This is a genomic window from Streptomyces sp. BR123, assembly GCF_013401435.1.
Lineage (GTDB): Bacteria > Actinomycetota > Actinomycetes > Streptomycetales > Streptomycetaceae > Streptomyces.
The window spans coordinates 1-25,242 of record NZ_JACBGN010000023.1 but is presented as its reverse complement, the minus strand read 5'-3'; the positions used below and the strand labels follow the sequence as shown (position 1 = coordinate 25,242).

At 73.8% G+C, this 25,242-nt stretch carries 22 protein-coding genes and 1 pseudogene; 12 read left to right on the top strand and 11 right to left on the bottom strand.

Annotated elements, in window-relative coordinates; translation table 11 throughout:
• Nucleotides 1-45 precede the first annotated feature (45 nt).
• Nucleotides 46-1,521 (top strand): hypothetical protein, encoded by a 1,476-nt coding sequence (locus HYE82_RS06210; RefSeq protein ID WP_179172910.1) that lies wholly within the window; start codon nt 46-48, stop codon nt 1,519-1,521.
• Nucleotides 1,522-1,601: 80 nt separating this feature from the next.
• Here HYE82_RS06210 and HYE82_RS06205 read toward each other — a convergent pair whose 3' ends face one another.
• Nucleotides 1,602-2,180, bottom strand: a complete 579-nt coding sequence (locus tag HYE82_RS06205) for an HD domain-containing protein (RefSeq protein WP_179172909.1) — start codon at nt 2,178-2,180, stop codon at nt 1,602-1,604.
• Nucleotides 2,181-2,324: 144 nt separating this feature from the next.
• Between HYE82_RS06205 and HYE82_RS06200 the strand changes: the two are divergent.
• Nucleotides 2,325-3,079 (top strand): annotated as a pseudogene (locus tag HYE82_RS06200) (helix-turn-helix domain-containing protein).
• 302 nt (nt 3,080-3,381) lie between these two features.
• Here the strand turns inward: HYE82_RS06200 and HYE82_RS06195 are convergent.
• Nucleotides 3,382-3,738, bottom strand: a complete 357-nt coding sequence (locus HYE82_RS06195) for an iron-sulfur cluster assembly accessory protein (RefSeq protein ID WP_114058871.1) — start codon at nt 3,736-3,738, stop codon at nt 3,382-3,384.
• A gap of 312 nt (nt 3,739-4,050) precedes the next feature.
• Between HYE82_RS06195 and nadA the strand changes: the two genes are divergently transcribed.
• Nucleotides 4,051-5,238, top strand: a complete 1,188-nt coding sequence (nadA, locus tag HYE82_RS06190; protein WP_179172908.1) for a quinolinate synthase NadA — start codon at nt 4,051-4,053, stop codon at nt 5,236-5,238.
• Nucleotides 5,239-5,351: 113 nt separating this feature from the next.
• Complete coding sequence (locus tag HYE82_RS06185; protein WP_179172907.1) at nt 5,352-6,062, top strand: hypothetical protein; 711 nt, start codon at nt 5,352-5,354, stop codon at nt 6,060-6,062.
• 96 nt (nt 6,063-6,158) lie between these two features.
• Here the strand turns inward: HYE82_RS06185 and HYE82_RS06180 are convergent, their stop codons facing one another.
• From HYE82_RS06180 to HYE82_RS06170, 3 genes are all read right to left on the bottom strand, one after another.
• Nucleotides 6,159-9,293 carry an efflux RND transporter permease subunit gene (locus tag HYE82_RS06180; RefSeq protein ID WP_179172906.1) on the bottom strand — a complete coding sequence of 1,045 codons (3,135 nt, stop codon included), beginning with the start codon at nt 9,291-9,293 and terminating at the stop codon, nt 6,159-6,161.
• Between the two features lie 204 nt (nt 9,294-9,497).
• On the bottom strand, nt 9,498-10,202 hold the full coding sequence (locus HYE82_RS06175; protein WP_179172905.1) for a response regulator transcription factor: 705 nt from the start codon (nt 10,200-10,202) through the stop codon (nt 9,498-9,500).
• 48 nt (nt 10,203-10,250) lie between these two features.
• Entirely contained in the window at nt 10,251-11,084 is an 834-nt protein-coding gene (locus tag HYE82_RS06170; RefSeq protein ID WP_179172904.1) for an adenosylcobinamide-GDP ribazoletransferase, read from the bottom strand.
• Between the two features lie 127 nt (nt 11,085-11,211).
• Between HYE82_RS06170 and HYE82_RS06165 the strand changes: the two genes are divergently transcribed.
• Entirely contained in the window at nt 11,212-11,985 is a 774-nt protein-coding gene (locus HYE82_RS06165; protein WP_179172903.1) for a hypothetical protein, read from the top strand.
• 45 nt (nt 11,986-12,030) lie between these two features.
• Here HYE82_RS06165 and HYE82_RS06160 read toward each other — a convergent pair whose 3' ends face one another.
• Both HYE82_RS06160 and HYE82_RS06155 read right to left on the bottom strand, forming a co-directional pair.
• The gene (locus HYE82_RS06160; RefSeq protein WP_179172902.1) at nt 12,031-12,309 is read right to left on the bottom strand and encodes a hypothetical protein; all 279 of its coding nucleotides are present in this window, start codon (nt 12,307-12,309) and stop codon (nt 12,031-12,033) included.
• A 13-nt stretch (nt 12,310-12,322) separates the two neighbouring features.
• The gene (locus HYE82_RS06155) at nt 12,323-13,117 is read right to left on the bottom strand and encodes a PspA/IM30 family protein (RefSeq protein WP_179172901.1); all 795 of its coding nucleotides are present in this window, start codon (nt 13,115-13,117) and stop codon (nt 12,323-12,325) included.
• A 311-nt stretch (nt 13,118-13,428) separates the two neighbouring features.
• On the opposite strand from HYE82_RS06155, the gene HYE82_RS06150 reads away from it, so the two are divergent.
• Nucleotides 13,429-14,028 (top strand): DUF3043 domain-containing protein, encoded by a 600-nt coding sequence (locus tag HYE82_RS06150; protein ID WP_179172900.1) that lies wholly within the window; start codon nt 13,429-13,431, stop codon nt 14,026-14,028.
• Between the two features lie 101 nt (nt 14,029-14,129).
• Nucleotides 14,130-14,837 (top strand): methyltransferase domain-containing protein, encoded by a 708-nt coding sequence (locus HYE82_RS06145; protein WP_309144217.1) that lies wholly within the window; start codon nt 14,130-14,132, stop codon nt 14,835-14,837.
• Nucleotides 14,838-14,974: 137 nt separating this feature from the next.
• On the opposite strand, the gene HYE82_RS06140 is transcribed toward HYE82_RS06145, so the two are convergent.
• Nucleotides 14,975-15,187 (bottom strand): hypothetical protein, encoded by a 213-nt coding sequence (locus HYE82_RS06140; RefSeq protein ID WP_179172899.1) that lies wholly within the window; start codon nt 15,185-15,187, stop codon nt 14,975-14,977.
• Between the two features lie 93 nt (nt 15,188-15,280).
• Between HYE82_RS06140 and HYE82_RS06135 the strand changes: the two genes are divergently transcribed.
• The 5 genes from HYE82_RS06135 to HYE82_RS06115 all read left to right on the top strand — a co-directional run bounded on the left by HYE82_RS06135 (nt 15,281) and on the right by HYE82_RS06115 (nt 22,083).
• Complete coding sequence (locus HYE82_RS06135; protein WP_179172898.1) at nt 15,281-16,495, top strand: bifunctional adenosylcobinamide kinase/adenosylcobinamide-phosphate guanylyltransferase; 1,215 nt, start codon at nt 15,281-15,283, stop codon at nt 16,493-16,495.
• Between the two features lie 273 nt (nt 16,496-16,768).
• Entirely contained in the window at nt 16,769-17,839 is a 1,071-nt protein-coding gene (gene cobT / locus HYE82_RS06130) for a nicotinate-nucleotide--dimethylbenzimidazole phosphoribosyltransferase (RefSeq protein ID WP_179172897.1), read from the top strand.
• A gap of 269 nt (nt 17,840-18,108) precedes the next feature.
• Nucleotides 18,109-20,037 (top strand): phosphatidylglycerol lysyltransferase domain-containing protein, encoded by a 1,929-nt coding sequence (locus tag HYE82_RS06125; protein ID WP_179172896.1) that lies wholly within the window; start codon nt 18,109-18,111, stop codon nt 20,035-20,037.
• The gene (locus tag HYE82_RS06120) at nt 20,034-20,774 is read left to right on the top strand and encodes a hypothetical protein (protein ID WP_256986957.1); all 741 of its coding nucleotides are present in this window, start codon (nt 20,034-20,036) and stop codon (nt 20,772-20,774) included. The genes HYE82_RS06125 and HYE82_RS06120 overlap by 4 nt, the downstream gene beginning before the upstream one ends.
• 55 nt (nt 20,775-20,829) lie before the next feature.
• Complete coding sequence (locus tag HYE82_RS06115; RefSeq protein ID WP_179172895.1) at nt 20,830-22,083, top strand: histidine kinase; 1,254 nt, start codon at nt 20,830-20,832, stop codon at nt 22,081-22,083.
• A gap of 24 nt (nt 22,084-22,107) precedes the next feature.
• Here HYE82_RS06115 and HYE82_RS06110 read toward each other — a convergent pair whose 3' ends face one another.
• The 3 genes from HYE82_RS06110 to HYE82_RS06100 all read right to left on the bottom strand — a co-directional run.
• Nucleotides 22,108-22,944: an endo alpha-1,4 polygalactosaminidase gene (locus tag HYE82_RS06110; protein ID WP_179172894.1), complete on the bottom strand. Its 837-nt coding sequence runs from the start codon at nt 22,942-22,944 to the stop codon at nt 22,108-22,110.
• Nucleotides 22,941-23,588, bottom strand: a complete 648-nt coding sequence (locus tag HYE82_RS06105; RefSeq protein ID WP_179172893.1) for a spherulation-specific family 4 protein — start codon at nt 23,586-23,588, stop codon at nt 22,941-22,943. The genes HYE82_RS06110 and HYE82_RS06105 overlap by 4 nt, the downstream gene beginning before the upstream one ends.
• 137 nt (nt 23,589-23,725) lie before the next feature.
• A partial coding sequence (locus tag HYE82_RS06100) for a hypothetical protein (protein WP_179172892.1) occupies nt 23,726-25,242 on the bottom strand: 1,517 nt, incomplete at its 5' end.

Genomic DNA, 25,242 nt, shown 5'->3' with positions numbered 1-25,242 from the left:
CACCCGCATCAGCCAGCCACGGCGGTACGGGCGAAGGAGCATGCGGTGACCACCGAACAACCCGACACATCACGCGGCACACGGCGGCGGCCGGCCTGGGCCATCGGCTCGATCGCGGCCGCCGTCCTGCTCGCGGGCGGCGGCACGGCGTACTGGGCGTCGACGGCGTACGGCGACGGCGGTCCGGGCGGCCGTACCGGGGACAGCGCGGCCGCGGCGCCGCGCGTCGCGCCGAGCCCCTCCGGGCCGGGCATCGCCCCCGGGGAGCCGGACCCGCGCGGCAGCGGGGTGACGTACCGGGCGGAGGGCGGGCTCCCGTCCGCCCCCGCGGCCGCACCCTCGTACGCCGCCACGGGCGAGGTCACCGCCGAGGAGGCGGCCCGGCTCGCGGCGGCCCTCGGCATCGCGGGCACTCCGCAGCTCAGCGGTGAGACCTGGCGGGCCGGGGAAGGCGCCGACGGCTTCGGTCCGCGCCTCACGGTCGGCCGGAAGGCGCCCGGCAGCTGGACCTTCACCCGCTTCCACTCGGGCGGCGCCGGCGACGACTGCCGGCGCGGCAAGGACACCTGCGGGCCCGCCACCCTCCCCCAGGGCGCGGACGGCAGCGGCGGCAAGCCCCCCGGCGGGGGCGGCAGCCCGGTGACCGAGGAGGCCGCCAAGGCCGCGGCCGCCCCGGTGCTCGCTGCCGTGGGCCAGAGCGGGGCCAAGCTGGACGCCCGCCTCACGCAGGGCTCCGTACGGGTGGTGACCGCCGACCCGGTGATCGGCGGGCTGCCCACCCAGGGCTGGGCCACCAAGGTCAGCGTGGGCGCGGACGGCCAGGTCGTCGCGGGCAGCGGCGAACTGAAGGAGCCGGTCCGCGCGGGCGAGCAGCCGGTGGTCAGTGCGTCCGAGGCCCTGGAGCGGCTGAACCGGGCCTCGGGCGGGGGCGGCGCGGACCGCGGCCCGAGCGGCTGCGCGACCTCCGTCCCGCTGACCCCGGACGTCCCCGGGCCCTCGGACCCGCTGCCCTGCGACCCGGAGCCGCGGCCGATCAAGCCGCCGCGGACGGAGACGGTGAAGGGCGCGGTGCTGGGGCTGGCCCCCGGGACCGTGAACGGGGCCCGCGGCCTGGTCCCGGCCTGGCACTTCGAGGTGGCGGGCAAGGACGGCGCCCCCGGCCACACGGTGGTCCAGCCGGCCGCGGCGAACGCCTCCGGCGGCGACGGCGGCCCGACCCAACCGGCCCCGGCGACGGGCACGGGCGCGGGCGCGGGCCGGACGGTACCCGGGTTCTCGTACACGGAGGCCGACCGGAAGCTGACGGTGAACTTCTGGGGCGGGGTGTGCAGCACCTACGCACTGGAAGCCCGCGAGGAGCCCGGGGCGGTCATGGTGCGCATCACCGACACCCCGACCGAGCCGGGCCGCGCCTGCATCCTGCTCGCCCAGGAGATGACGGTCACGGCCACCCTGAAGCAGCCCCTGGCCGACCGCAAGGTAGTGGACGCCACCACGGGCAAGCCCCTCCCCCGCCAGTAACCCCGCGGCACCCGGCGAAGGCCCCCTGGACCAACGGCGCTTGGCGCTCCCCAGGGGGCCTTCGCACACCCAACCCGCCCTCAGCCCTTCTCGCCCATGGCTGTCCGCAGCCAGTCCAGCGTGCCCTGGCCGAGCAGTTCCTCGGCCAGCCGCTTCCCGGTCTCCGTGGCGAGCCTGGCGCGGCTGTTGTCGATCCACCGTTGCGCGGCCTCGTATCCCTGGGCCTTGTACTCGATGCCCTGGAGCAGGCACTCCAGCTTGTCGGCGTCACGGGCGCAGACCGCCTCGGGCGAGTCCTGGGCCTCGTACTCGGCGACCAGGTCCCGGATCGCCGACGCCAGGGCCTCGGGCATGCCCGCGGTCTGGTCGGCCGTGACGGCCTGCGGGTCGGCGCCGGCCGCGTACTTCTTCCCCAGGTGGTTGACGTCCCCGGTGCGGGTCTCCTGGGTGTCGTGCCAGACGGCCAGGAACGCCGCCCGCGCAGGGTCGGCGCCCTCCAGCTCGGCGATGACGGACGCGATGACCGAGGTGCGCCACGAGTGCTCGGCGACGCTCTCGGGGTCGTTGACCCCCGCCATCCACCAGCCCGTGCGGCGGCTGTGCTTGAGCGTGCCCGCTTCGTGCAGGAAACGGGCCACCGCGGACAGGTCGTCAGCCACTGGTCCTCCTCCTCACGCCTCGGCGAGGCGGATCGCGTACCGGCTTCGGTCCAGGCAGGCGGGATCGTGCGATCTGGATCACACGGATGATGCCCTGCCCCCTACCCTGACAGTGACGAGCTGCGAGGAGAGGGGCAAGGCCGCATGTCCACCGACGCTACCCCGGACCCGTACGCCGACCCGCTGGTGTTCGGCCAGAGAATGCAGATCCTCCGCCAACGCCGCGGGCTCACCCGGGAACAGCTGGGCGGCCTCGTGGCCCGGTCCGGGTCGTGGGTCAAGGCAGTCGAGACCGGCCGGCTGAAGACACCCGCCCTGCCCGTCATCCTGAGGATCGCCGAAGTGCTGCGCGTTCGGGACCTGTCCGACCTCACGGGGAACCAGTCCCTTCGCGCCGAACTCTTCGCCGGCCCCGGGCACCCGCGGTTCGCGGCCGTCCGCCAGGCCGTGAACGCGTTCCCCGTTGCCGGTGGCCGGGAGGCGCCCCCCACCGCCCACCTTGAGGCGCGTCTCGCTCGGGCGTGGTCGGCCCGGCATGCGGCACCGAACCACCGTGAGGTGGTGGGCGCGCTGCTGCCCGATCTGATCCGGGACGCACAGGCAGCCGTCCGGCAGGCCGGGACGATCGCCGATCGCAAGGCCTCCCAGAGGCCGAAGCGATTCCGTCCCGGCCGCGGCGGGCCCGCCACCGGATCGAGCAGGCACGCGGCTACCACCTCGACGCCCAGCCGGATGTGGCGCTGGCCACGCTGGCGCAGGCCCACGAGACCGCGCCGGAGACCGTGCAGTACAACGGCTACGCCCGCCGCATCATCCTGGAAGAGGCCGAGGCGAAGAGCCCGTCCCGCCGCCGGCGGGCCTGCACACTGGCGCAGCGCCTCGGCCTTCTGACCACCTGAGGATCATCAGGCAGCTGATGCGCGCACTGGAGCACGCGGCCGAGGCGAGCGCGTCGTGACCGCCGGTCGCCCGGCCTGTTCCGCTCCCCCTACAGCCGGCTCCCCGGCTGGGGCCTGAGGCGAGCCGTTCCCCCGGCGGGAGCCGGCCTGCGGGGCTGCCTGCGCGCTCCCGCATCCGGGTACGGCGAAGGCCCCCGGCGCCGCTTCCGCGGGTGCCGGGGGCCTTGCGGGGCCGTGGCGCGGGCTCCCCGGGAGAGCCGGGGTGCCCGCCGCTCGGGCCTGGGCTTGGCTGAAGCCTGGGCTCAGCTGAAGGAGTCCCCGCAGGCGCAGGAGCCGGTGGCGTTCGGGTTGTCGATCGTGAAGCCCTGCTTCTCGATGGTGTCGACGAAGTCGATCGAGGCGCCCTGCAGGTAGGGGGAGCTCATCCGGTCCGTGACGACCTTCACGCCGCCGAAGTCCTTGACGACGTCCCCGTCGAGGGAGCGCTCGTCGAAGAAGAGCTGGTAGCGCAGGCCGGAGCAGCCACCGGGCTGGACTGCGACGCGGAGCGCGAGGTCATCGCGGCCCTCCTGCTCCAGCAGGGTCCTGACCTTCTCGGCGGCGGCGTCGGACAGGAGGATGCCGTCGCTCACGGTGGTCTTGTCGTCCTGTACGGACATCTGCATTCACTCCCGAAGTGGGGCGGCTCCCCGCCTCAGGCAGGGAAACGTCGGACTCTTGCCGTCGATGGCAACGAGCGGGGCCGCGGATTCATTCCGGACCCGACGCGTGTTTCAGTCATTCATGCTCGCACACCGGGGCGAGCCGGAGGACCGGGCGCAGCGACGGGTTCGTCACGGGTGAATGCGCCACGGCGAATGCGTCACATCGACACTATGGCCATCGTCAAAGTGACGTGAACCGGCTATCATAGATAGCGTCAAATAGACGAGAAGTCGAACCTGAAGTCTCGTAGTCGCAGAACAGAAAGGGTGCGTGTCGTGACCACCGCCCAGCCTTTGGACGTCCAGCCGACGCCCCTTGCCCTGCTGCTGCTCGGCCGCGAAGCCGACCCCAAGAGCGAGCGCGGGGTGGAGTGTCCCGGCGACCTGCCCTCGCCGTCGGACCCGGACCTGGTGGCACGCGCCCGCGCGGCCAAGGAGAAGCTCGGCGACAAGGTCTTCATCCTCGGCCACCACTACCAGCGGGACGAGGTCATCGAGTTCGCCGATGTCACCGGCGACTCCTTCAAGCTGGCCCGTGACGCCGCCGCCAAGCCGGAGGCCGAGTACATCGTCTTCTGCGGCGTCCACTTCATGGCCGAGTCCGCGGACATCCTGACCGGCGACGACCAGAAGGTCGTCCTGCCCGACCTGGCGGCGGGCTGCTCGATGGCCGACATGGCCACCGCCGAGCAGGTCGCCGAGTGCTGGGACGTGCTCGCCGAGGCGGGCATCGCCGACGTGACCGTCCCCGTCTCGTACATGAACTCCTCCGCCGACATCAAGGCCTTCACCGGCAAGCACGGCGGCCTGATCTGCACCTCGTCCAACGCCAAGCGGGCGCTGGACTGGGCGTTCGAGCAGGGGGAGAAGGTGCTCTTCCTCCCGGACCAGCACCTGGGCCGCAACACCGCCGTCCGCGACATGGGCATGTCCCTGGACGACTGCGTGGTCTACAACCCGCACAAGCCCAACGGCGGCCTGACCGCCGAGGAGCTGCGCGGCGCGAAGATGATCCTGTGGCGCGGGCACTGCTCGGTCCACGGCCGCTTCTCGCTGGACTCGGTGAACGACGTCCGCGAGCGCATCCCCGGCGTGAACGTGCTGGTCCACCCCGAGTGCAAGCACGAGGTCGTGGCGGCCGCGGACTACGTCGGCTCGACGGAGTACATCATCAACACCCTGGAGGCGGCCCCGGCCGGCTCCAAGTGGGCCATCGGCACCGAGCTGAACCTGGTCAAGCGCCTGGCGAACCGCTTCGGCCCGGAGGGCAAGGAGGTCGTCTTCCTCGACCGGACGGTCTGCTTCTGCTCGACGATGAACCGCATCGACCTGCCGCACCTGGTCTGGGCCCTGGAGTCCCTCGCCGAGGGCACCCTGGTCAACCAGATCCAGGTCGACGAGGAGACCGAGAGCTTCGCCAAGCTCGCGCTGGAGCGGATGCTCGCCCTCCCGTAACCGCCGGCAACGAAGGGACGCCCCCAGCCCGGGCGTCCCTTCGCCGTGTCGGGGTGCAGCCGACCGGACCAGCACGAGAGGCGCGCACTCGGCGTGCGCACCAGCCTGGGGGCATGACCGGTCCTGAGAAGGGACGTTTCCGTACGGTGCTCCATGCGGGGCACACCTGGGTCGCCACGATCGCCGCACTCGGCGCGCTGGGGCTCTCCGTGTACAACTTCCTCGAAGCCCAGAAAGATCCGACCGCCGACGTCATACTGCCGCACTCCTTGAAGATGGACGCCGACCCGGAAGGCGTCTCGTTGTTCCTCCAGCCGACCGTGTTCACGCGCTTCGGCACCGAGGACACGGAGCTGGCGAAGGACGTCCAGCTGCGCCTGCGACGCCGGGATCCTGCAGTCGGCGACCGGCCGGACTTCTTCTGGAAGCGGACCGTGAAGTGGACGGCGCGGTACGAACCGACCGACGCCGTCTGCGCCAAGGCCGGCACCAGCCCCGAGGCGGACGCCGCCTGCGAGAAGGCCCGCAACGCGCCGCCGGATGTCTGGTGGGAGTTCGAATCGGATCCCGCGCCGTTCATCGTCGCCCAGAGCGCCCCCCAGAAACCGTCGATCGAGTTCAAGACGCACAACTGGAAACTCACCCCGGGGCGGTACGAAGGGACCCTCACCCTGCTGAGGGCGAGCACCCGGTCACCGGTCAAGAAGGCTTTCTGTCTCGTCCTCGGAGCAAACGACGCCGAGCAGATCAAGCAGGAGGGCTGGGACGAGTTCCGCAACGACGTACCCGGCTCCGAGGACCGCTGCTACCGCTGGTACGAATGAAGAAGTGCCCCGAAACCCCCGAAGGGCCGCCCCGCGAGGGGCGGCCCTTCGGCTTTGGTGCGCCCGGCCCGTGTGTGCGGGCCGGGCGGCGGCCGGTCAGACCCCGGCCGGGGTCTGCTCGCCGGCCTCGGCCCGCTGCGGGGCCGGGACGACCGTCAGGCGGGCCGTGCGCTTGGCGCGGCGGCGCTCCCTGCGCAGTTCGATCATCGTGTACAGGGTCGGCACCAGCAGCAGCGTCAGCAGGGTCGAGGAGACCAGGCCGCCGATCACGACGACCGCCAGCGGCTGCGAGATGAACCCGCCCTCGCCGGTGACGCCGAGCGCCATCGGGAGCAGCGCGAAGATCGTCGCCAGGGCCGTCATGAGGATCGGCCGCAGGCGGTGCCGGCCGCCCTCGACGACGGCTTCGATGACGCCCATGCCCTGGGCCCGGTACTGGTTGACCAGGTCGATCAGGACGATCGCGTTGGTGACGACGATGCCGATGAGCATCAGCATGCCGATCATCGCGGGGACGCCCATCGGGGTCCCGGTGGCCAGCAGCAGGCCCAACGCGCCGGTCGCCGCGAACGGGATCGAGACGAGCAGGATCAGCGGCTGCACCAGCGACCGGAACGTGGCCACCAGCAGCATGAACACGATCGCGATGGCCGCGAGCATGGCCAGGCCGAGCTGGGCGAAGGCCTCGCCCTGGTCCTCGGAGACGCCGCCGATGGTGGCGGTGGCGCCCTCGGGCAGCTTCAGCGCGCTGATCTTCGTCTGGAGCTCGGCGCCGATGGCGCCGGTGTTGTCGCCGACCGGCTTGGCGGTGACGGTCGCGGCGCGGGCCCCGTCGATGCGGGTCATCGACACCGGGCCGGGCACGACCTTGACCTCGGCGATGTCCCCGAGCCGGGCCGGGCCGACCGGGAGCGCCTGCAGCTGGGCCAGGGTGGTGGCCGGCTGCGCGGACTTGATGACGATGTCCCGCTCGGTGTTGTCCAGGACGGCCTTGCCGGCCGGGGTGCCGCGTACGGCCTGGGAGACGAGCGCGCCGAGCGCGGCCTGGTTGAGGCCGGCCTCGGCCGTCTTCGGGGTGGCGGTCACCGAGATGCGGGGCAGGGACTGGGAGAGGTCGCTCTGGACGTCGGTGACGTCCTTGAGGGTGGCCATCTCGGCCCGGACCTGCTCGGCGGCCTTGGCGAGGACGCCGGCGTCACCCGCCTTGACGACGACGCTGAGGTTCTGGCTGCCGAAGCCGCCGCCCGCGGAGATGCTGGTGTCGCCGATGCCGTCGAGCTTGCCGAGGGCCTCCTCGATGCGCTTCTTGACGGCCTCGCTGTCGCCGGCGTCGTCCAGGACGACCTGGTAGGTGGCCTGGTTGGAGCCGGTGCCGCCGCCGAAGGCGGCCAGGAAGCCGGAGGAGCCGACGGTGACCTGGTAGTCCTTGACGCCCTTGACCCCGGTCAGGGCCTTCTCCACCGTGCGGCTCGCCGCGTCGGCGGCGGCCAGCGAGGTGCCGGCCGGGAGCTGCTGCTTGACGGTCAGGACGGCCTGCTCACCCTGGTCGAAGAAGTTCGTCTTCAGCAGGGGGGTCATGCCGAGGGTGCCGGCGAACAGCACGGCGGCCAGCACGAGGGTGGTCGCCCGGCGGCGGGTGACCAGGCCCAGCGCCCGGACGTAGCCGCGCTGCATGCGGCTCTTCGCCTCCTTCTCCTCGGCCTCGCGGCGCGCCTTCTCGGCGCTCTCGGCGTCCCCGGCGCTCATGCCCTTCGGGGCCCGCAGGAACCAGTACGAGAGCACCGGCACGACCGTGAGGGACACCAGCAGCGAGGCCAGCAGGGCCGCGGCGACGGTGAGGGAGAACGGTCCGAAGAACTCGCCGACCATGCCGCCGACGAAGCCGATCGGCAGGAAGACGGCCACGGTGGTGAGCGTGGAGGAGGTGACCGCGCCGGAGACCTCCTTGACGGCGGTGAGGATGGCGGCCTCGCGCTCCTCGCCGTAGCCGAGGTGGCGCTTGATGTTCTCCAGGACCACGATCGAGTCGTCGACGACGCGGCCGATCGCGATGGTGAGGGCGCCCAGGGTCAGCATGTTGAGCGACAGGTCCTCGGCCCACAGCACGAGCAGCGCGAGGACGACGGACAGCGGGATGGAGACCGCGGTGACCAGCGTCGAGCGCAGCGAGGCGAGGAAGACCAGGATCACGATCACCGCGAAGAGCAGGCCGAGCATGCCCTCGGTGGTGAGGCTGGAGATCGACTTGGCGACCGGCGGGCCCTGGTCGGCGACGACGGTGAGCTCGGCGCCGGAGCCGAGCGCGGTGCGCAGCTCGGGCAGCTTCTCCTTGACCGCGTCCGAGATGGCGACGGCGCTGCCGTCCTTGTCCATGGTCAGGGCGAGGGAGAGGCTGGGCTTGCCGTTGGTGCGGGTGACCGAGACGGGTTTGGCGGCCTCCTGCTTGACGACGGCCACGTCGCCGAGGCGGACGGCCTTCTTGCCGGGGCCGGGGCTCAGGCGGAGGTCCTCCAGCTGGGCGAGGGAGGTGTAGCCGGCGCCGACGCGGACGGTCCGGTTCTTGCCCTCCTCGTCGAAGGAGCCGGCGGGAACGGCCGCGCCGCCCGCCTGGAGGCCCTGCGCGAGGGCGGCGCCGTCGAGGCCGGCCGCGGCGAGCTTCGCGTCGTCCGGGGTGACGGTGACCTGGAGCTCCTGGGCGCCGTCGACGGTGACGCGGCCGACGCCCTTGATGTCTTCCAGGACGGGGACGACGGTGCGGTTCAGCTGGTCGGCGAGCGCCTGCTGGTCCTTGTCGGAGGTGACGGCGAGGACGACGGTGGGGATGTCGTCGGTGGAGCCGGCGATGACCTGCGGGTCGACCTCGGCGGGCAGTCGGACGCGGGCCCGGTTCACGGCCTGCTGGACGTCGGCGACGAGCTGCTTGGTGCTGCTGTCGCCGTAGTCGAACGTGGCCATGATCAGGGCATTGCCCTCGCTGGCGGTGGAGGTGATGCCGGTGATGCCGTCCACGCCCTTGAGGTTGGCCTCGATCGGCTCGATGACCTGCTTCTCCACCACGTCGGGGGAAGCACCCTGGTACGGGGCGAGCACGGAGACCATCGGCAGTTCGATGGACGGCAGCAGCTGTTGTTTGAGCTGCGGGATGGCTATGGCGCCGAAGAGCAGCGCGGTGATCGAAACGAGGCCGATCAGCGCTCTTTGGGCCAGGCTGAATCGGGACAGCCAGGACATGGGCGTCGGTATCTCTCTGCAGTCGGTCTGGGCAGGGCCGGCCGAGAGGGCCGCGACAGCCGCGGCCGGCACTCAAGCCTCGCCCGTGCCGGGAGGCCTGCGCGTCGCCCCCAGGTCCCGTCCTTATCCATGGCATACCGCGTCTGCAGTAGACGCACCGGTACGAAGGTGTAGGCCGGACCGGACCGGCCCGGCGGGCCGGCGCTACTCGGAGCGCGGACGGACCAGCCCCGATTCGTAGGCGATGACGACGAGTTGGGCCCGGTCGCGGGCGCCGAGCTTGGCCATGGCCCGGTTCACGTGCGTTTTGACGGTGAGCGGGCTGACCTGGAGCCGCCCGGCGATCTCGTCGTTGGACAGGCCCCCGGCGACGTGGACGAGGACCTCGCGCTCCCGGCCGGTCAGTGCGGCGAGCCGCTCGGCGTCCTCCGCGGTCGGCGCTGCCGGTCCGCAGGAGCCGCCGCCCTGGGCGAGGAAGGTGGCGATGAGCCCCTTGGTGGCGGTCGGGGACAGCAGGGCCTCGCCGGCGGCGGCGACCCGGATGGCGTTGAGCAGTTCCTCGGGCTCGGCACCCTTGCCGAGGAAGCCGGAGGCGCCGGCCCGCAGCGCGGAGGCCACGTACTCGTCGACCTCGAAGGTCGTCAGCATGACCACCCGGACCGCGGCGAGCGACGGGTCCTGGCCGATCATGCGGGTGGCGGCGAGGCCGTCGGTGCCGGGCATCCGGATGTCCATGAGGACCACGTCGGGCAGGGTCCGCCGGGCGAGCTCGACGGCCTGCGCCCCGTCGCATGCCTCGCCCACGACCTCCATGTCGGGCTCGGAGTCGACGAGCACCTTGAAGGCGCTGCGGAGCAGCGCCTGGTCGTCGGCGAGCAGCACCCTGATGGGCGTCGGCGTCTCTTCCACGGCCCGACCCTACGTGTCCCGGGCGGCCCGCCGGGCAGCCGGGGCCGCTCAGCCCAGGGCGAGGACGATCAGCGCGGCGGCCGCGGAGACCTCGGCCAGGGCACCGAAGACGTCCCCCGTGACCCCGCCGAAGCGGTGCACGCAACGGCGCAGCAGCAGCTCGGCCGCCGCCAGGGCCACCAGGACCGCGGCCGCCTGCCGGGCTGCGGCGAGCGGGCCCAGCGGCAGGGCGGCGGCCGCGGCCAGGACGGTGACGGCGGCGGCCGCCACCGCGGCCGCGGTCCGCGGGACCACCCCGGCGACCGCCGCGCCCAGACCTTCGAGGCGGGCGGGCGGTACGCCGTCCCGGGAGGCCAGCGTCATGGCGAGCCGGGCGGTGACCGCCGCCACGACGGCGGCGGACGCGCCGCGGACCCAGCCGTCGGCGTAGGCGTCGGCCAGTGCCCCCGCCTGGATCAGCAGCAGCAGGAGCAGGGCGACCACACCGAAGGGGCCGATGTCGGACCGCTTCATGATGCGCAGGGCCTCGGCGGCCGGTTTGGCGCAGCCCAGCCCGTCGGCGGTGTCGGCGAGGCCGTCCAGGTGCAGGCCCCGCGTCAGGGCGGCCGGTACGGCCACGGTGACGGCGGCGGCCAGCAACGGGCCCCCGCCGAGCAGCAGCAGGAGGGAGCCCGCGGCGGCGGCGAGCACGCCGACGACGAGGCCGGCGAGCGGCGCACAGGCCATGCCGGTGCGGGCCGCGGGCCGGTCCCAGCGGGTGATGCGGGCGGGCAGCACGGTGAGCGTGCCGAAGGCGAAGCGGATCCCGTCGGGCAGCGAGGCCCGCTCCGCGGGCGGGACCAGGCGCGATGGCGGGGGCTGGTCGTCGTACGTATCTGTCATCGGCGCGAACGCTACCTGCTCACCCGTCCCGGTAAATTTCCCGATACGGGACGAACAGGACGCTGTCACGACGAAGCCGTCACACGAAGCTGCCACAACGAAGCTGCCACAACGAGGAGCCGGCGGTATGGGTCACTGGTGGTACCGGAACATCGTCGAGCCGGGGAAGCTCCCGCTGCTCCTCGCCCTGCTGTCGTTCGTGATGTCGTTCCTGGTCACCCGCGTCATCACGCGCCTGATCCGGGCCGGCCGGGGCCCGTTCGGGAACGTCACGCCGGGCGGCCTGCACGTCCACCACGTGGTGCCCGGGGTGGTCCTCGTGATCATCGGCGGGTTCGGTGCCGTCGCCAGCAGCGCGTACGGAGCCGGCTCGCTGGTCTCCGCGGTGCTCTTCGGGCTGGGCGCGGGCCTGGTCCTGGACGAGTTCGCGCTGATCCTGCACCTCGACGACGTCTACTGGAGCGAGCAGGGCCGCAAGAGCGTCGAGATCGTGGTGCTGACGGCCGCGCTGGTGGCGCTGGTGCTGGCCGGGTTCCTGCCGTTCGGGGTCAACGACCTGACGGCGGACGAGCGGCAGAACCGCGGCCTGGTGGCGCTGAACACCGCCCTGAACTTCTTCCCGGCCCTGGTCGCCCTGTGGAAGGGCAAGGCGCGGACCGCGCTCTTCGGGGTGGTCATCCCGTTCGTGGCGCTGATCGGCGCGATCCGGCTGGCCCGGCCGGGCTCGCCGTACGCGAAACGCTTCTACGCGAACCGGCCGCGGGCCCGCGCCAAGGCGGGCCTGCGGGCCTTCCACCACGACCGGCGGTGGGCGGCCAAGCGCCGCCGGTTCGAGAACTTCATCGGAGGTGCCCCCGACCCGGAGCGGACGGCGGCCCCGAAGGAACCGCCGCCGCCCTGACCTCGTATCGCCGCCGGCCCGGGACGGACCGGGACGAAGCCGCCGTCAGCCGGGGAGGAGCCCGTCGTCGCTCAGCATCTCCCGGACCTCGGCGAGCGAGGCGTCGGGCGCGGGCAGGATCAGCTCGGACGGCTCCAGCGCGTCGTCGGGCAGCGGCACGCCGAGCCGCCGTACGGCGTCGAGCAGCGCGTGCAGCGTGCGCCGGAAGCCCGCCTCGTCGCCGCCCTCCATCTCCTGCAGCAGCTCGTCGTCCAGCGCGTTGAGCTCGGCGAAGTGGCTGTCGGCCACCGTGACCTGGCCTTCCCCCATGATGCGGACAATCATGACGGGCCCCGTCCTACTGCTTGTCGAAGCGGTGCTGGTTCTGCGACTGCTGGGCGCTGCCGGGGGTGCCGCCCTCGATGGCCTGCTGCTGCGCGGACGAGCCGCCGGCCAGCTCGGCCTTCATCCGCTGGAGCTCCAGCTCCACGTCCGTACCGCCCGACAGGCGGTCGAGCTCGGCCTGGATGTCGTCCTTGGCGCCGAGACCGCTCTGGTCGTCGAGGGCGCCGGAGGCGAGCAGCTCGTCGATCGCGCCCGCACGGGCCTGCAGCTGGGCGGTCTTGTCCTCGGCCCGCTGGATGGCCACGCCGACGTCGCTCATCTCCTCGGAGATACCGGAGAAGGACTCGGCGATCCGGGTCTGCGCCTGGGCGGCCGTGTAGGTGGCCTTGATGGTCTCCTTCTTCGTGCGGAAGGCGTCCACCTTGGCCTGGAGGCGCTGCGCGGCCAGGGTCAGCTTCTCCTCCTCGCCCTGCAGCGTCTCGTGCTGCACCTGCAGGTCGCCGACCTGCTGCTGGAGCGAGGCACGGCGGGACAGCGCCTCGCGGGCCAGGTCCTCGCGGCCGAGCGCCAGCGCCTTGCGGCCCTGGTCCTCCAGCTTCGCGGACTGGGTCTGCAGCTGGTTGAGCTGCAGTTCCAGGCGCTTGCGGGAGGTGGCGACGTCCGCGACGCCGCGGCGAACCTTCTGCAGCAGCTCCAGCTGCTTCTGGTACGAGTAGTCGAGGGTCTCGCGCGGGTCCTCGGCCCGGTCAAGGGCCTTGTTCGCCTTCGCGCGGAAGATCATCCCCATACGCTTCATGACACCGCTCATGGGCTTCGCGCGCCCCCTTCTGACGGACTTCGCTCCAGGTCACCAACACGTGCGGCCCTCGGTCCCCCGAGTGGCCGCCGCCAGGACCCACAGTACGGGCCCTGTCTCCATTACCGCACTGTTCGTGAGCGGATGCGCTCCTCCTCCAGGACGACTGCGCACCCGCCGCTGTCAGGCGCAAGGAGGAGACGGTTCCCCGACGCACCCCGACGCCCTTGCACGAACCCTGCACAGGTCCAGACGCCCGCCGTTGCCGGATCGTTCCCCGACGGGGTGGGGTACCGGTGCGCAACCACGTAGGCTTGGGTTTTGTGTTTGGTAGCCGCTCCTCCAAGGAAGAGAAGGCCGCAGCCACCGACAAGGTGAGCGCCGACCTCTCGAAGCCCCGTGACCCGCAGGCCCCCAAGGGCCGCCCGACGCCGAAGCGCGCCGTGGCCCAGTCGCAGCGCAAGGCTGCGGTGGTCTCCACCGGCGACCGCAAGGAGGACGCCAGGCGCGCCCGTGAACGGCGCCGCGTCGAGCTGGCCAAGCAGCGCGAGGCTCTGGCCAGCGGCGACGAGCGCTACCTGCCGGCCCGCGACAAGGGCCCGGTGCGCCGCTTCGTCCGCGACTTCGTCGACTCCCGCTTCTCCGTCGCCGAGATGTTCCTGCCGCTGGCCGTGATCATCCTCGTGTTGAGCATGGTCCGGCAGGCGCAGATCCAGAACGTGGCCCTGCTGCTCTGGCTCGCCGTGATCGCCCTGATCATCCTCGACTCGATCGGTCTGGCGTTCCGCCTGCGCAAGGCCCTGAACGAGCGCTTCGCCGACCAGCCGCGCCGCGGCGCCGTCGCGTACGGTCTGATGCGAACCCTCCAGATGCGCCGCCTGCGCCTGCCGAAGCCGCAGGTCAAGCGCGGGGAACGGCCCTGAGCGCAGCCAGGCCCGGGGGAACGGGGGAAGCATTCGCACAGGGCGCCAGGCTGTGGCTCGAAGGCCTGGGCGGCCTGCGCAACGCCGTCCGCCAGGAACTCGTGGGCCGACAGGTCGATGAGCAGATCGCGCAGCGCTTCCCGGTAGGGCAGCGGCTGCGCGTCCTCGACGTGGGCATGGGCCAGGGCACCCAGGCGCTGCGGCTCGCCCGCGCCGGGCACCGGGTGACCGGGCTGGAGCAGGACCCCGGGATGCTGGCCGTGGCCCGCGCGGCGCTGGAGGCCGAGCCTCCCGGTATCCAGGACCGGGTCGAACTGCTGGAGGGGGACGGGCGCGAGACCGGCGCCCACTTCACCCCGGGCAGCTTCGACATCGTGCTCTGCCACGGCGTGCTGATGTACGTGCCCGAGCCGGACGGGATGCTGGCCGGGCTGGCCCGGATGCTGGCCCCCGGCGGGCTGCTGTCCCTGCTGGTGCGCAACGGCGACGCGCTCGCGATGCGGCCCGGACTGGACGGCGACTGGCAGGGCGCGCTGGCCGCCTTCGAATCCGTCGACTACACCAACCGCCTGGGCCTGGAGGTACGGGCCGACCGGCTCTGCGACCTCACGGCCACGCTGTCGGGGATCGGTGCACCGCTGCACGCCTGGTACGGCGTACGCGTCTTCACCGACGGCACCGAGGCCGGTGAGACCCTCCCCCCGGACGAGGACCTGGAGCGGCTCCTGGCCGCCGAGGACCGCGCCGGGCGGACCGACCCCTACCGCAGTGTGGCGGCCCTGCTGCACCTGTGCGGCGTCCGCGGCTGACCCCCGCCGGCCCCGCACCGCCCTGCTCGCACCGCCGCTGCACCACCCCGTACGGCCCCCGCACGAGGAGGCCCCGGGCCCCTGCCGGGGCCCGGGGCTCGCCCGCCGCTCGCGCGGAGCGTCCGCGCCGGGCCGGGTCAGGCGTCCAGCGCCTCGCGCAGGCTCATCGCGTACAGCTCGGTGCCGCTGTCGTCGGACAGCTTCACCCGCTCGGTACCGCCCTCCAGCAGTTCCTTCCAGTACTCACCGATCCAGGACTCCGCGTCGCCCTGCGTGGTGAACTCCTCCGGGGTGACCGCAGGGGTCGTCTCGCTGCCGTCGGCCGTCTCGAACCGCCACGTCCACGCCATGTCCGCCTCCGTTGCTCGTCCGCTGCTCGCCTTGAGTCTGCCCGCAGATTAGCCGGGCGCGCACCACTCCCGGCGACGCGGGAGGATCTTCTTGTGGAACTCACTCTGCTCGGCACCGGAACACCCGAAGGACTGCCCCGCCCCGGCTGTCCCTGCGCGGCCTGCGCGGTCTCCGTCGGCCCCCGGGCGCGCGCCGCGACGTCCCTGCTCGTCGACGAGGCCCTGCTGCTCGACCTGACTCCCGGGGCGGTCCTGGCCGGGGCCCGCGCCGGGCACTCGCTGGCCGGCGTACGGCAGGTCCTGCTGACCCACCCGCACGACGGTCCCTCGGTGGAGCTGCCGCCCGGGCTGCCCGCGGCCGTACGGGTCCCCGACGGGCGGGAGCTCGCGGTGATCAGCGGACACCGGGTACGGGCGGTGCCGATGGACGCGCCGGGCACCGGCTACGAGGTGACCGGTCCGGACGGCAGCCGACTGCTGTACCTGCCGCCGGGCGCGGCGCCGGCCGGGCAGGAGGCGGGTGGGCCCGGGTTCCCGCAGCGCCCGTACGACATGGTCCTCGCGGACGTGCTGGGCCGGCCGGAGGCGCTGGCCCGGCTCCGGGCCGGCGGCGCGGCCGGGCCCACCACGGACGTCATCGCCGTGCACCTGGACCACGACACCCCGCCGGGGCGCGAGCTGGAGCGGCGGTGCGCGGCGGCCGGGGCGCGCGCGGTGCCGGACGGGACGACGGTGACGGTGGGCGAGTACCACGCGGTGCCGGACCTGCCGCGCCGGACGCTCGTGCTGGGCGGCGCCCGCTCCGGGAAGTCCCTGGAAGCGGAGCGGCGTCTGGCGGGCTTCCCGGAGGTGGTCTACGTGGCCACCTCGGGGACGCGCGCGGGCGACTCGGAGTGGGCGGCGCGGGTCGGGCTGCACCGGGAGCGCCGGCCCGGGAGCTGGCGGACGGTGGAGACCTGCGAGCTGGCGCCGCTGCTCGCGGAGGGCGGGCCGCCGCTGCTGATCGACTGCCTGGCGCTGTGGCTGACGGACGCCATGGACCGGGTGGGCGCCTGGGACGACGCCGTCTGGGCGGGCCGGGGCCGCAAGCAGCTGCAGGAGCGGGTGGCGGAGCTGGTGGCGGCCCTGCGGGCGACCCGCCGCACGGTGGTGGCCGTCAGCAACGAGGTGGGCTCGGGCATCGTTCCCGCGACGGCTTCGGGGCGCCGCTTCCGCGACGAGCTCGGGCGGCTGAACAGCGCGGTGGCCGCGGAGTGCGAGCACGTACTGCTGGTGGTCGCCGGTCAGGCGGTGGTCCTGAAGGACTGACTCCGGTCCCGCGGCGGCCGGGCGAGCCGGAACAGCGCCGGGAACGGGACCCGGGCCGGGTACGGGCCGCGCACCCCGCGCCGGGAACGGGCCGCGCGCCACCGGAACGGCCCGCGCGGCACCGGGAACGGGGCCTGGGCCGGGCAGGGGCCGGTACCGCGAACCGGGCTCCCGACCGGGCCGGAAACGGGACCGGGAACCAGGCTGGGAACGGGCCGCGTGGGGCCCGGAACGGGGCTTGGGCAGGGCCTTACCGGCTGTACGCTCTGGCAGATGACCACCCTGAATCTCGACGACTTCTCCGATCTGATCGAGCGCCCCGACGGCGGTGTCCGCCGCGATGCCGAGGAGCGCCGTGCGCGACTGGCCGTGCCGGCCGGGTCGCTGGGGCGGCTCGACGAACTCGCCGAGTGGCTGGCCGCCGCGCAGGGGCGGGTTCCGGTCAGGCCGATCGAGCGGCCCCGGGTCGTGCTGTTCGCCGCCGACCACGGGATCGCCACCGCCGGGGTCTCCGCGCGGGCCGCGGGCAGCGCCCACGAGCTGGTGCGCTCCGTGCTGGACGGGACCGGCCCCGTCTCGATCCTCGCCGGGCGGTTCGGGGCCTCGGTGCGGATCGTGGACGCCGCACTGGACTGCGATCCCGGCCTGCTGCCCGAGGACGTGGTCCGGCACCGCGTGCGCCGCGGCAGCGGCCGGATCGACACCGAGGACGCCCTCACCCGCGAGGAGGCCGAGGAGGCGATCCGGCTCGGCATGCAGATCGCCGACGAGGAGGCCGACTCCGGCACCGACCTCGTCGTCCTCGGGGACCTGAGCGTCGGCGGCACCACCGTCGCCGCCGTGCTCGTCGCCGCCCTGTGCGGCACCGACGCCTCGGTGGTGACCGGGCGCGGCGGGCAGCCCATCGACGACCTGACCTGGATGCGCAAGTGCGCGGCGATCCGGGACGCGCTGCGCCGGGCCCGCCCGGTCCTCGGCGACCAGGTGGCCCTGCTCGCGGCGGTCGGCGGGGCGGACGTCGCCGCGATCACCGGCTTCCTGCTGCAGTGCGCGGTGCGCCGTACGCCGGTCATCCTCGACGGGGTCGTCTCGGCGGCCTGCGGACTGGTGGCCCAGCGGGCCGCGTTCCGCTCCCCGGACTGGTGGCTGGCCGGCCAGGCGAGCGGCGAGCCGGGCCAGGCCAAGGCCCTGGACCGGATGGCACTCAACCCCGTGCTCTCCCACGGCGTCACCGTGGGGGAGGGAACCGGGGCGTTGCTGGCGCTCCCCCTGGTCCAGGCGGCCGCCGCACTCGCGGCAGAGCTGCCGGAGCGGGCCGAGCCGGAGCCGAAGCCCGCGGACTGAACCGCCGGGGGGCGCGGCCACATCCGGCCACGGCTCCCCGGCCGGGCCGGCCGGGGTCGGCAGCGCGCCCCATATGATCGCGTTTCGTGACTCCTCCCCCTCGGGAACGAGGGGGCTTCTCACTTGGGCCCGTGGACCCTCATGACGGCCGAGCCCTGACCGCTGCCCGTGGGCAGGAGCCAACCGTAGTACGGCGCTTCGCGTCTTCGACTCCGAGAATTCGTTTCCCCCACCGGCTGAAGCCGGTGGTCCCCTCGAAAGAGGGTCTGATGGGAGAGACCCGCTTGACCAGCGCAGATATTGACCCGAATGCAGCGAAGGCCGCGCAGGCCCCGCAGCCCCGACAGCCCGCGCAGCCCGCGAAGACCGCGAAGACCGGCCAGCCGCCCGGCCGGGAGGCCGCCAAGGACAGTACGAAGGGCGAGGGCGGCGGCCGCGGATCCGTCCGATCGCGCCGCAGTGCCGCCTTCGCGGTCTGGTACCTGCGCGCCGTCACCTTCGTGAACTTCCTGAGCGCGGTGTGGGTTTCCCTCGGCCAGGACCTGCGCCGCCACAACACCGAGGACTTCTACACCCCGTACCTGCTCACGGCCGGCTTCGCGTCCGGCCTGTTCTCGCTGCTGCTCGCCGTCACCATGGGCCGGCGCAAGCGGGCGGCGTGGATCCTGAACCTGGTTCTGGCCGGGCTGCTCCTGCTGGCCTTCGCCGTCGCCGCCTTCGCCCCGTGCACCGGCGGTGAGTTCGACGTCTGCTACCCGGAGTTCCGCGACCACACCCAGAACTGGGTCTCGCTCGTCCTGACCGCGGCGTTCGTCGGCGCCCTGCTGCTCGGCCGCGCGGAGTTCTACGCCAAGGGCGACCGCTCCAACCCCAAGCTGGCCACCGCCGTCGCCGCCGTCGGCCTGCTGGTCACCTCGCTGCTCGCCGCGCTGATCGTCGGCGCCGCCAACACCGACCCGGACGCTTCGCAGGCCACGTTCCTCGCCCGCTGGCGCTACGGCGCGATGCGGCTGATCACCCTGGACCCCGACGCCCGCGACTACGCGGCCATCACCACCCCCGCCTGGGTGGACATCGCCATCAACGTCATGTCGATGGTGCTGCTGCTCGCCGTGCTGCTCGCCGCGTTCCGCTCCCGCCGGGCCGTGGACCCGCTCACCGAGGACGACGAGGAGAAGCTGCGCGCACTGCTGGCGAGGCAGGGCGACCGCGACTCCCTCGGCTACTTCGCGCTGCGCCGCGAGAAGTCCGTCATCTGGTCCCCCACCGGCAAGGCGGCCGTCACCTACCGCGTCGTCGGCGGCGTCTCCCTGGCCTCCGGCGACCCGATCGGCGACCCCGAGGCCTGGCCCGGCGCCATCGACCCGTGGCTGGCCGAGGCCCGCGAGCACGGCTGGGTGCCCGCGGTGATGGGCGCGAGCGAGGAGGCCGGGCAGATCTACGCCCGCCACGGCCTGGACGCCCTGGAGCTGGGCGACGAGGCGATCGTCGAGACCTCCGAGTTCACCCTGGAGGGCCGCGCCATGCGGACCGTCCGGCAGGCGTTCAACCGCGTCAAGCGGGCCGGCTACAGCGTCCGCATCCGCCGGCACGCCGACATCCCCGCCGAGGAGATGGCCGAGTTGGTGCGCCGCGCCGACGACTGGCGGGACGGCGCCACCGAGCGCGGGTTCTCCATGGCGCTGGGCCGGCTGGGCGACCCGGCCGACGGCCAGTGCGTGATGCTGGAGTGCACCGACGGCGACGGCGACCTGCGGGCGCTGCTGTCCTTCGTGCCGTGGGGCCCCAAGGGCCTGTCGCTGGACCTGATGCGCCGTGACCGCGACTCCGAGAACGGTCTGATGGAGTTCATGGTCATCGAACTCCTGGAGCGCTCGAAGGAGATCGGCGTCACACAGGTCTCGCTCAACTTCGCGATGTTCCGCTCGGTCTTCGAACGGGGGTCCAAGCTGGGCGCGGGTCCGGTGCTGCGCATGTGGCGCTCGATGCTGAGCTTCTTCTCCCGCTGGTGGCAGATCGAGTCCCTCTACCGGGCCAACGCCAAATACCGGCCGATCTGGGAACCGCGGTTCATGCTCTTCGAGAAGAGCTCCGACCTGTTGCGGATCGGCATCGCCGCGGGCCGGGCCGAGGGCTTCCTGGAGGCTCCCGGGCTGCCGAAGTGGCTCAACCGCAGACATCTGGAGACCAATCGTTGACAGCGTGGACGACGACCCCACTGCGGCGGTTCGCCCGCCGTGAGTGGGGGCCCCTGTCCGGGACCGTCCGGGAGGCAGTCGTCCGCGACCGTTTGCGGGCCGCCCCGATGACCCTGGGGGCCGTCTGCCTGACCTCGCTGTTCCAGATCGTCCAGAACACGTCCTGGGGGTTCCGCCCCGTCCAGAACCTCGGGTCGGTGAAGGCCGCCGACCCCTTCTGGCTGGCCCTGCTGCGGACCCCGCTGTCCCTGTTCGTCCCCGCTCTCGACCTGCCCGTGTGGGGGGCCCTCGCCCAGATCCTGCTGGTCTTCGGGCTCGCCGAGATCTGCATCGGCTGGTGGCGCGCCCTGGCCATCGGCTACGTCGCCACCCTCGCCGGGACCACGTACGCCCGGCTCGGGCTCGCGCTGGGGCCCGACCATCCGCTCGGCCTGCCGCTGTCCGACCGGGTCGTGGGCGACACCGGCCCGTCGGCGGCGGTCGTCGGCCTCGCCCTCCACCTGTGCTGGCACCACCGTGCGTACCTGACGGGCGCCCTGCTGATCGCCGCCATGATCGTCGAGGTGCTGGTCAAGGACAACCTGGCCGGCAAGGAGCACCTCGCGGCCCTCGCCGCCGTCCTCGGACTGTGCCTCGCCGTCGCCGCACGGGAGGAGCGGCGCCCCGCCGCCCGGCTGCGGGAGCGTCCTCCCCGGCCGGCGGCCGCGGCCCCGCGGCCGCGCCAACCGCACCGCTGACGCGTTACCCCGGCCGCCGGGCGGCCCCGGCCGGAGCAGGCCGTACCGTATCGGGGTGACGACAGACCTCGGGCCGTTCCCCGCCACCCGGACGTGGCTGCGGGCCCATCCGCTGGCCACCGACGCCGTGCTCGCGCTCGGGGCGCTCGTCGCGATGGTCCTCGGCTCCTTCGTCGACCCGCGCGGCCCCCACGGGCCGACCTTCGGCACCCGCGCCCCCGATCCGCTGTCGCTCGTGCTGATGCTGCTGGCCGCGGCGGCCCTCGTCTTCCGGCGGCGGCACACCCCCGCCGTGCTCGCCGCGACCATCGGGCTGTCCGTGGTGGAACTCTCCTCGGGCGGGCCCCGGGTGCCCGTCGCCATGTCCGCCGTGATCGCCCTGTACACGCTGGCCTCCCACACCGACCGGCCCACCACCTGGCGGGTCGGCCTGCTCACCATGGCCGGTCTGACCGGTGTGGCCATGCTGGCCGCCGGGCCGCTGCCCTGGTACGCGCAGGAGAACATCGGCATCTTCGCCTGGACGGGGATGGCCGCGGCCGGCGGCGACGCGGTCCGCAGCCGGCGCGCCTTCGTCGACGCCATCCGGGAGCGCGCCGAGCGGGCCGAGCGGACCCGTGAGGAGGAGGCCCGGCGGCGGGTCGCCGAGGAGCGGCTGCGGATCGCCCGCGACCTGCACGACGTCGTCGCCCACCACATAGCCCTGGTCAACGTGCAGGCCGGGGTGGCCGCGCACGTCATGGACAAGCGTCCCGACCAGGCCAAGGAGGCCCTGGCCCACGTACGGGACGCCAGCCGCTCGGCGCTGAACGAGCTGCGGGCCACGGTCGGCCTGCTGCGCCAGTCCGGGGACCCGGAGGCGCCGACCGAGCCGGCGCCGGGGCTGGCCCGGCTCGACGAGCTGGTGGACACCTTCCGCAATGCCGGGCTGCCGGTGAAGGTGATGGTGGAGCTCGACGGGGACAGCGGGCCGCTGCCGGCCGCCGTGGACCTCGCGGCGTACCGGGTCATCCAGGAGGCGCTGACCAACGTGCGCAAGCACGCGGCGCCGGGCGCCAGCGCCGAGGTCAGCGTGGTCCGGGTCGGCGCCTCCACCGAGGTCACCGTCCTCGACGACGGCGGCGCCGGCAGTGCCGCCGCCGACCTCTCTTCGGCCGCCGCCGACCCCTCCGCGGCGGCCGCCGCGGAGGGCGGCGGCCACGGGCTGCTCGGGATGCGGGAGCGGGCCGGCGCCCTGGGCGGCTCCTGCTTCGCCGGGCCCCGCTACGGCGGCGGCTACCGGGTGCACGTCGTCCTGCCCGTGAAGTGAGGCGGGGCGGGACGGCCGCCGGGCTCAGCAGGGCTTCCGCCAGGCCCCCAGCTCGTACTCCTTCTGCATGGAGCTGAGTTTCAGCTTGCGCGCGAGGCCGCAGAACCGGCTCGTCGGGAGCTCGTACTCGACGTGGAAGACGGCCTTCCCCGCCTTGACGAACGGGGTCAGCCGCTCGCACTCCCCGTACTGGGCGCACTGCTCGTTGACCGCGAAGTCGAAGTCCCCCACCAGCTGCGGGACCTGGTCCAGGTCGTTCTTCAGGCCGACCGCGAGCCCCCGGTCGTGGGCGAGCCGCGCGATCAGCCGGTTGTACAGCAGCTGGTCCTCGGCGGTCAGCGGGAAACCGGAGTCGTTGGTGTAGCCGTCCATGTTGTCCGGCTCCACCGCGTCGAAGCCCTTGTCGCGGCACATGTCGAACCGCTCGCCCATCAGCGGCTCCAGCTCGGCGCGGCGCCGGACGTCCAGCCAGCGCTCGCCCTCCCAGCCGTTGCCCTTGCCGAGGAGTTCCCGGGGGAAGGCCGCCGCGTCGGGCCGGAAGTCCTCCCAGGCGCCGGTGGACACGTAGCAGATGGTCCGGCGCCCGGCCTTCTTCAGCGTCTCGACCTGCTCCGCGGTCGTGGTGAAGCCGTCGACGTCGTACACCGGCGCCTTCACCGTGGTGTCGAGCTTCCCGGTGAGCTGCCACTGCCAGTCGGTGCCGGGCCGCGGCTGCCAGCGCCCCTCCGGCGCGGGGGCGAGGCCCGGGTCCGGTTCGCCGCCGTCCGGCTCGGCGCTGCAGGCCGCCAGGAGCAGCAGCGGTACGAGCAGCAGCGCCGCCCCGCGCCGCCGCGCCGGCCGCCGCCGCGCCGGGGCCCTCACCGGGCGTCCCGGAGCGCGAGCGGGAGGGTGCCCCAGGGGTGCGCGCCGGTCCCGGGGACCGCGCAGTGCACGGCGGCCCGGCGCTGCCGGGCGAGCGCGGCGGCGGGCGCGCCCGGCGGGACGGCGTACACGAGGTGGCAGAACCGGTCGGCCGGGTGGTCGGCGGTCCAGGAGGGCACGGCCGCGTCCCGGTAGGCGTCCCAGGGCCCTTCGAAGGTGACGAGCAGGTCGGCGAGGTCGGCGTAGCCGGGGTCCGGGTGGATGCCGTGGTTGAGGACGAGGGTGCGGGCGCCCGCGGCCCGGGCGGCGACGGCGAGCCGGCCGTAGTGGCCGAGCAGCGCCGGGTCGGGGGCGGCCTGGTCGAGGAAGGCCCCGTCGGCGCCGTACCAGTCGCGGTGGCGCAGCAGGTCCCGCACCACGTCGGCGTGGGGGCGGCGCCCGTAGTCGGTGTCGGTGTAGCCGAGGACGGGCACGCCTGCGTCGCGCAGCCGCTCGGCGACGACGGCGAACCGCGCGTCGCGGGCCTCGCCCGGCCCGCTGGCCGGGTTGAGGACCACCGAGTGCAGCCGGCCCGCGGAGCGGATCAGCAGCTCCCAGTCGTCGGGCCGGTCGTCGGGGTGCTCGTAGAGCGGCACCAGCAGCATGGGGTCCTTCTTCTCGAACGGGTTCTCGGATGGTTTTCGGTCGGTTCTCGGTCGGGTCCGTACGGGTTGTACGGGTCGTGCGGGTCGTACGGGTCGTACGGGTCGTACGGGTCGCGGCGGGGCGTGCGGGGTCGCGGTCAGCGGTGGGCCGTCGCCCGCCCGAGGAACAGGCAGACCAGCGCGGCGAGGGCGGCCGCGGCCGTGCCTGCCACGACCAGCTGTACCAGCCGCGGATGTCCCACCCCGAGCGGCAGGGCCAGGCTCTGTGCGACGGCCGCCGACGCGCAGACCACGGCGGCGGCCCGGACCGCCCCGAAGGACTGCAGCAGCAGCCCGGTCCACATCACGCCGCCGAGCAGCAGCAGCGTCGCGACCCGGAGCCCGGTCATGCCCGGCGCACCCGGCCAGAACAGGGTTCCCAGCACGCCGAGGACGAGCAGCACCGTCAGGTACGCGGCCATGCAGCGGGCCAGTGTGCCGAGCATCCGCAGCCGGAACTGCCGGGGCGAGCGGGCGGCCCGCAGCCCGGCGAGGCTTCCGCTGCGGAACCGGTGGAGCAGCCATTGGGCGGGACCCATGCTGAGCGTCAGCGCCACCGCGGAGGGCGCGGCGACCGCCTCGGCCGGGCCTCCGGCGAGCACCTCGCCGAGGGCGGCGTACAGCACCAGCAGGCCGGTGCCGAGGCCGAAGACGCCGTACGGCACGGAGTCGCCGAGCCGCGGCCCGCGCGGCCCGTGCTCCTCCCCGTCGCCGCGCAGCACCCGCCAGCGCACCGGCCCGCCCGCCACCCGGCCGCGGAACCTGCCCGGGCGGTGCCCCGGTCGACCGCGGATCCTGCGTAGGGCGGCCCGTACGCCGGAGGCCGACGGCAGCTCGCGGAGCGCGAGCGCGCAGGCGGCGAGCAAGGACCCGGTGAGCAGGGCGACCCGCAGGGGCACGGGCGGGTCGGTGAAGAGCGCGAGGACGGCCCCCGCGGCCATCGGCGCGAGCGCGGCGACGAGCAGCCGCTCCCGGCCGAGCACCAGCAGCACGGTGGCGGCCCCGACGTACACGGCCTGCCCGGCGGCGAAGGCGTGGCTGAACGGCGGCCCGCCGGGGACGGTGAGCGCGGCGGCGATGCCGAGCAGGGCCCCGGCGGGGGCGCCGACGAGCAGGGTCCGCCCGGCGGCGGCCCGGTCGCCCATGCCGAGCCAGGAGTAGGCGCGGTGGGACAGGGCCTGGTCCCACACCCAGCCGATGAGGGCCCCGGCGAGCAGGGTGAGCGTCCCGGCGGGCAGGCCGAGCCGGTCCGGGGGCCCCTCCAGCAGCGGTGCGGCCAGGACGTAGGCGAGGCCGGGCAGGGCGAAGACCACTCCGCGGAGCAGGCAGGCGGCGAGGGACACCTTCCAGGGGTCGGTGTGGTCCTGCGGCTCGGGGAAGGCGCGCGGCACCCGCGCGTACAGCTGCTCGGCGAGGTCGAAGGAGTCCCGGCGGCCGTAGGTGAGCCGGATGTGCTCGTCGGTCATCCCGTCGGACTCCAGGACGGCGGCGATCTCGTCGGGGTGGACGGCGGCCGCGATGAACCCGCCCAGGCGCTCGGCGAGTTCGTCCAGGGGGTCGGCCGAGGGCGTCCCGGCCTCCGCGCCCGCCGCGCTGCGGCGGGGGCGCGGGAGGG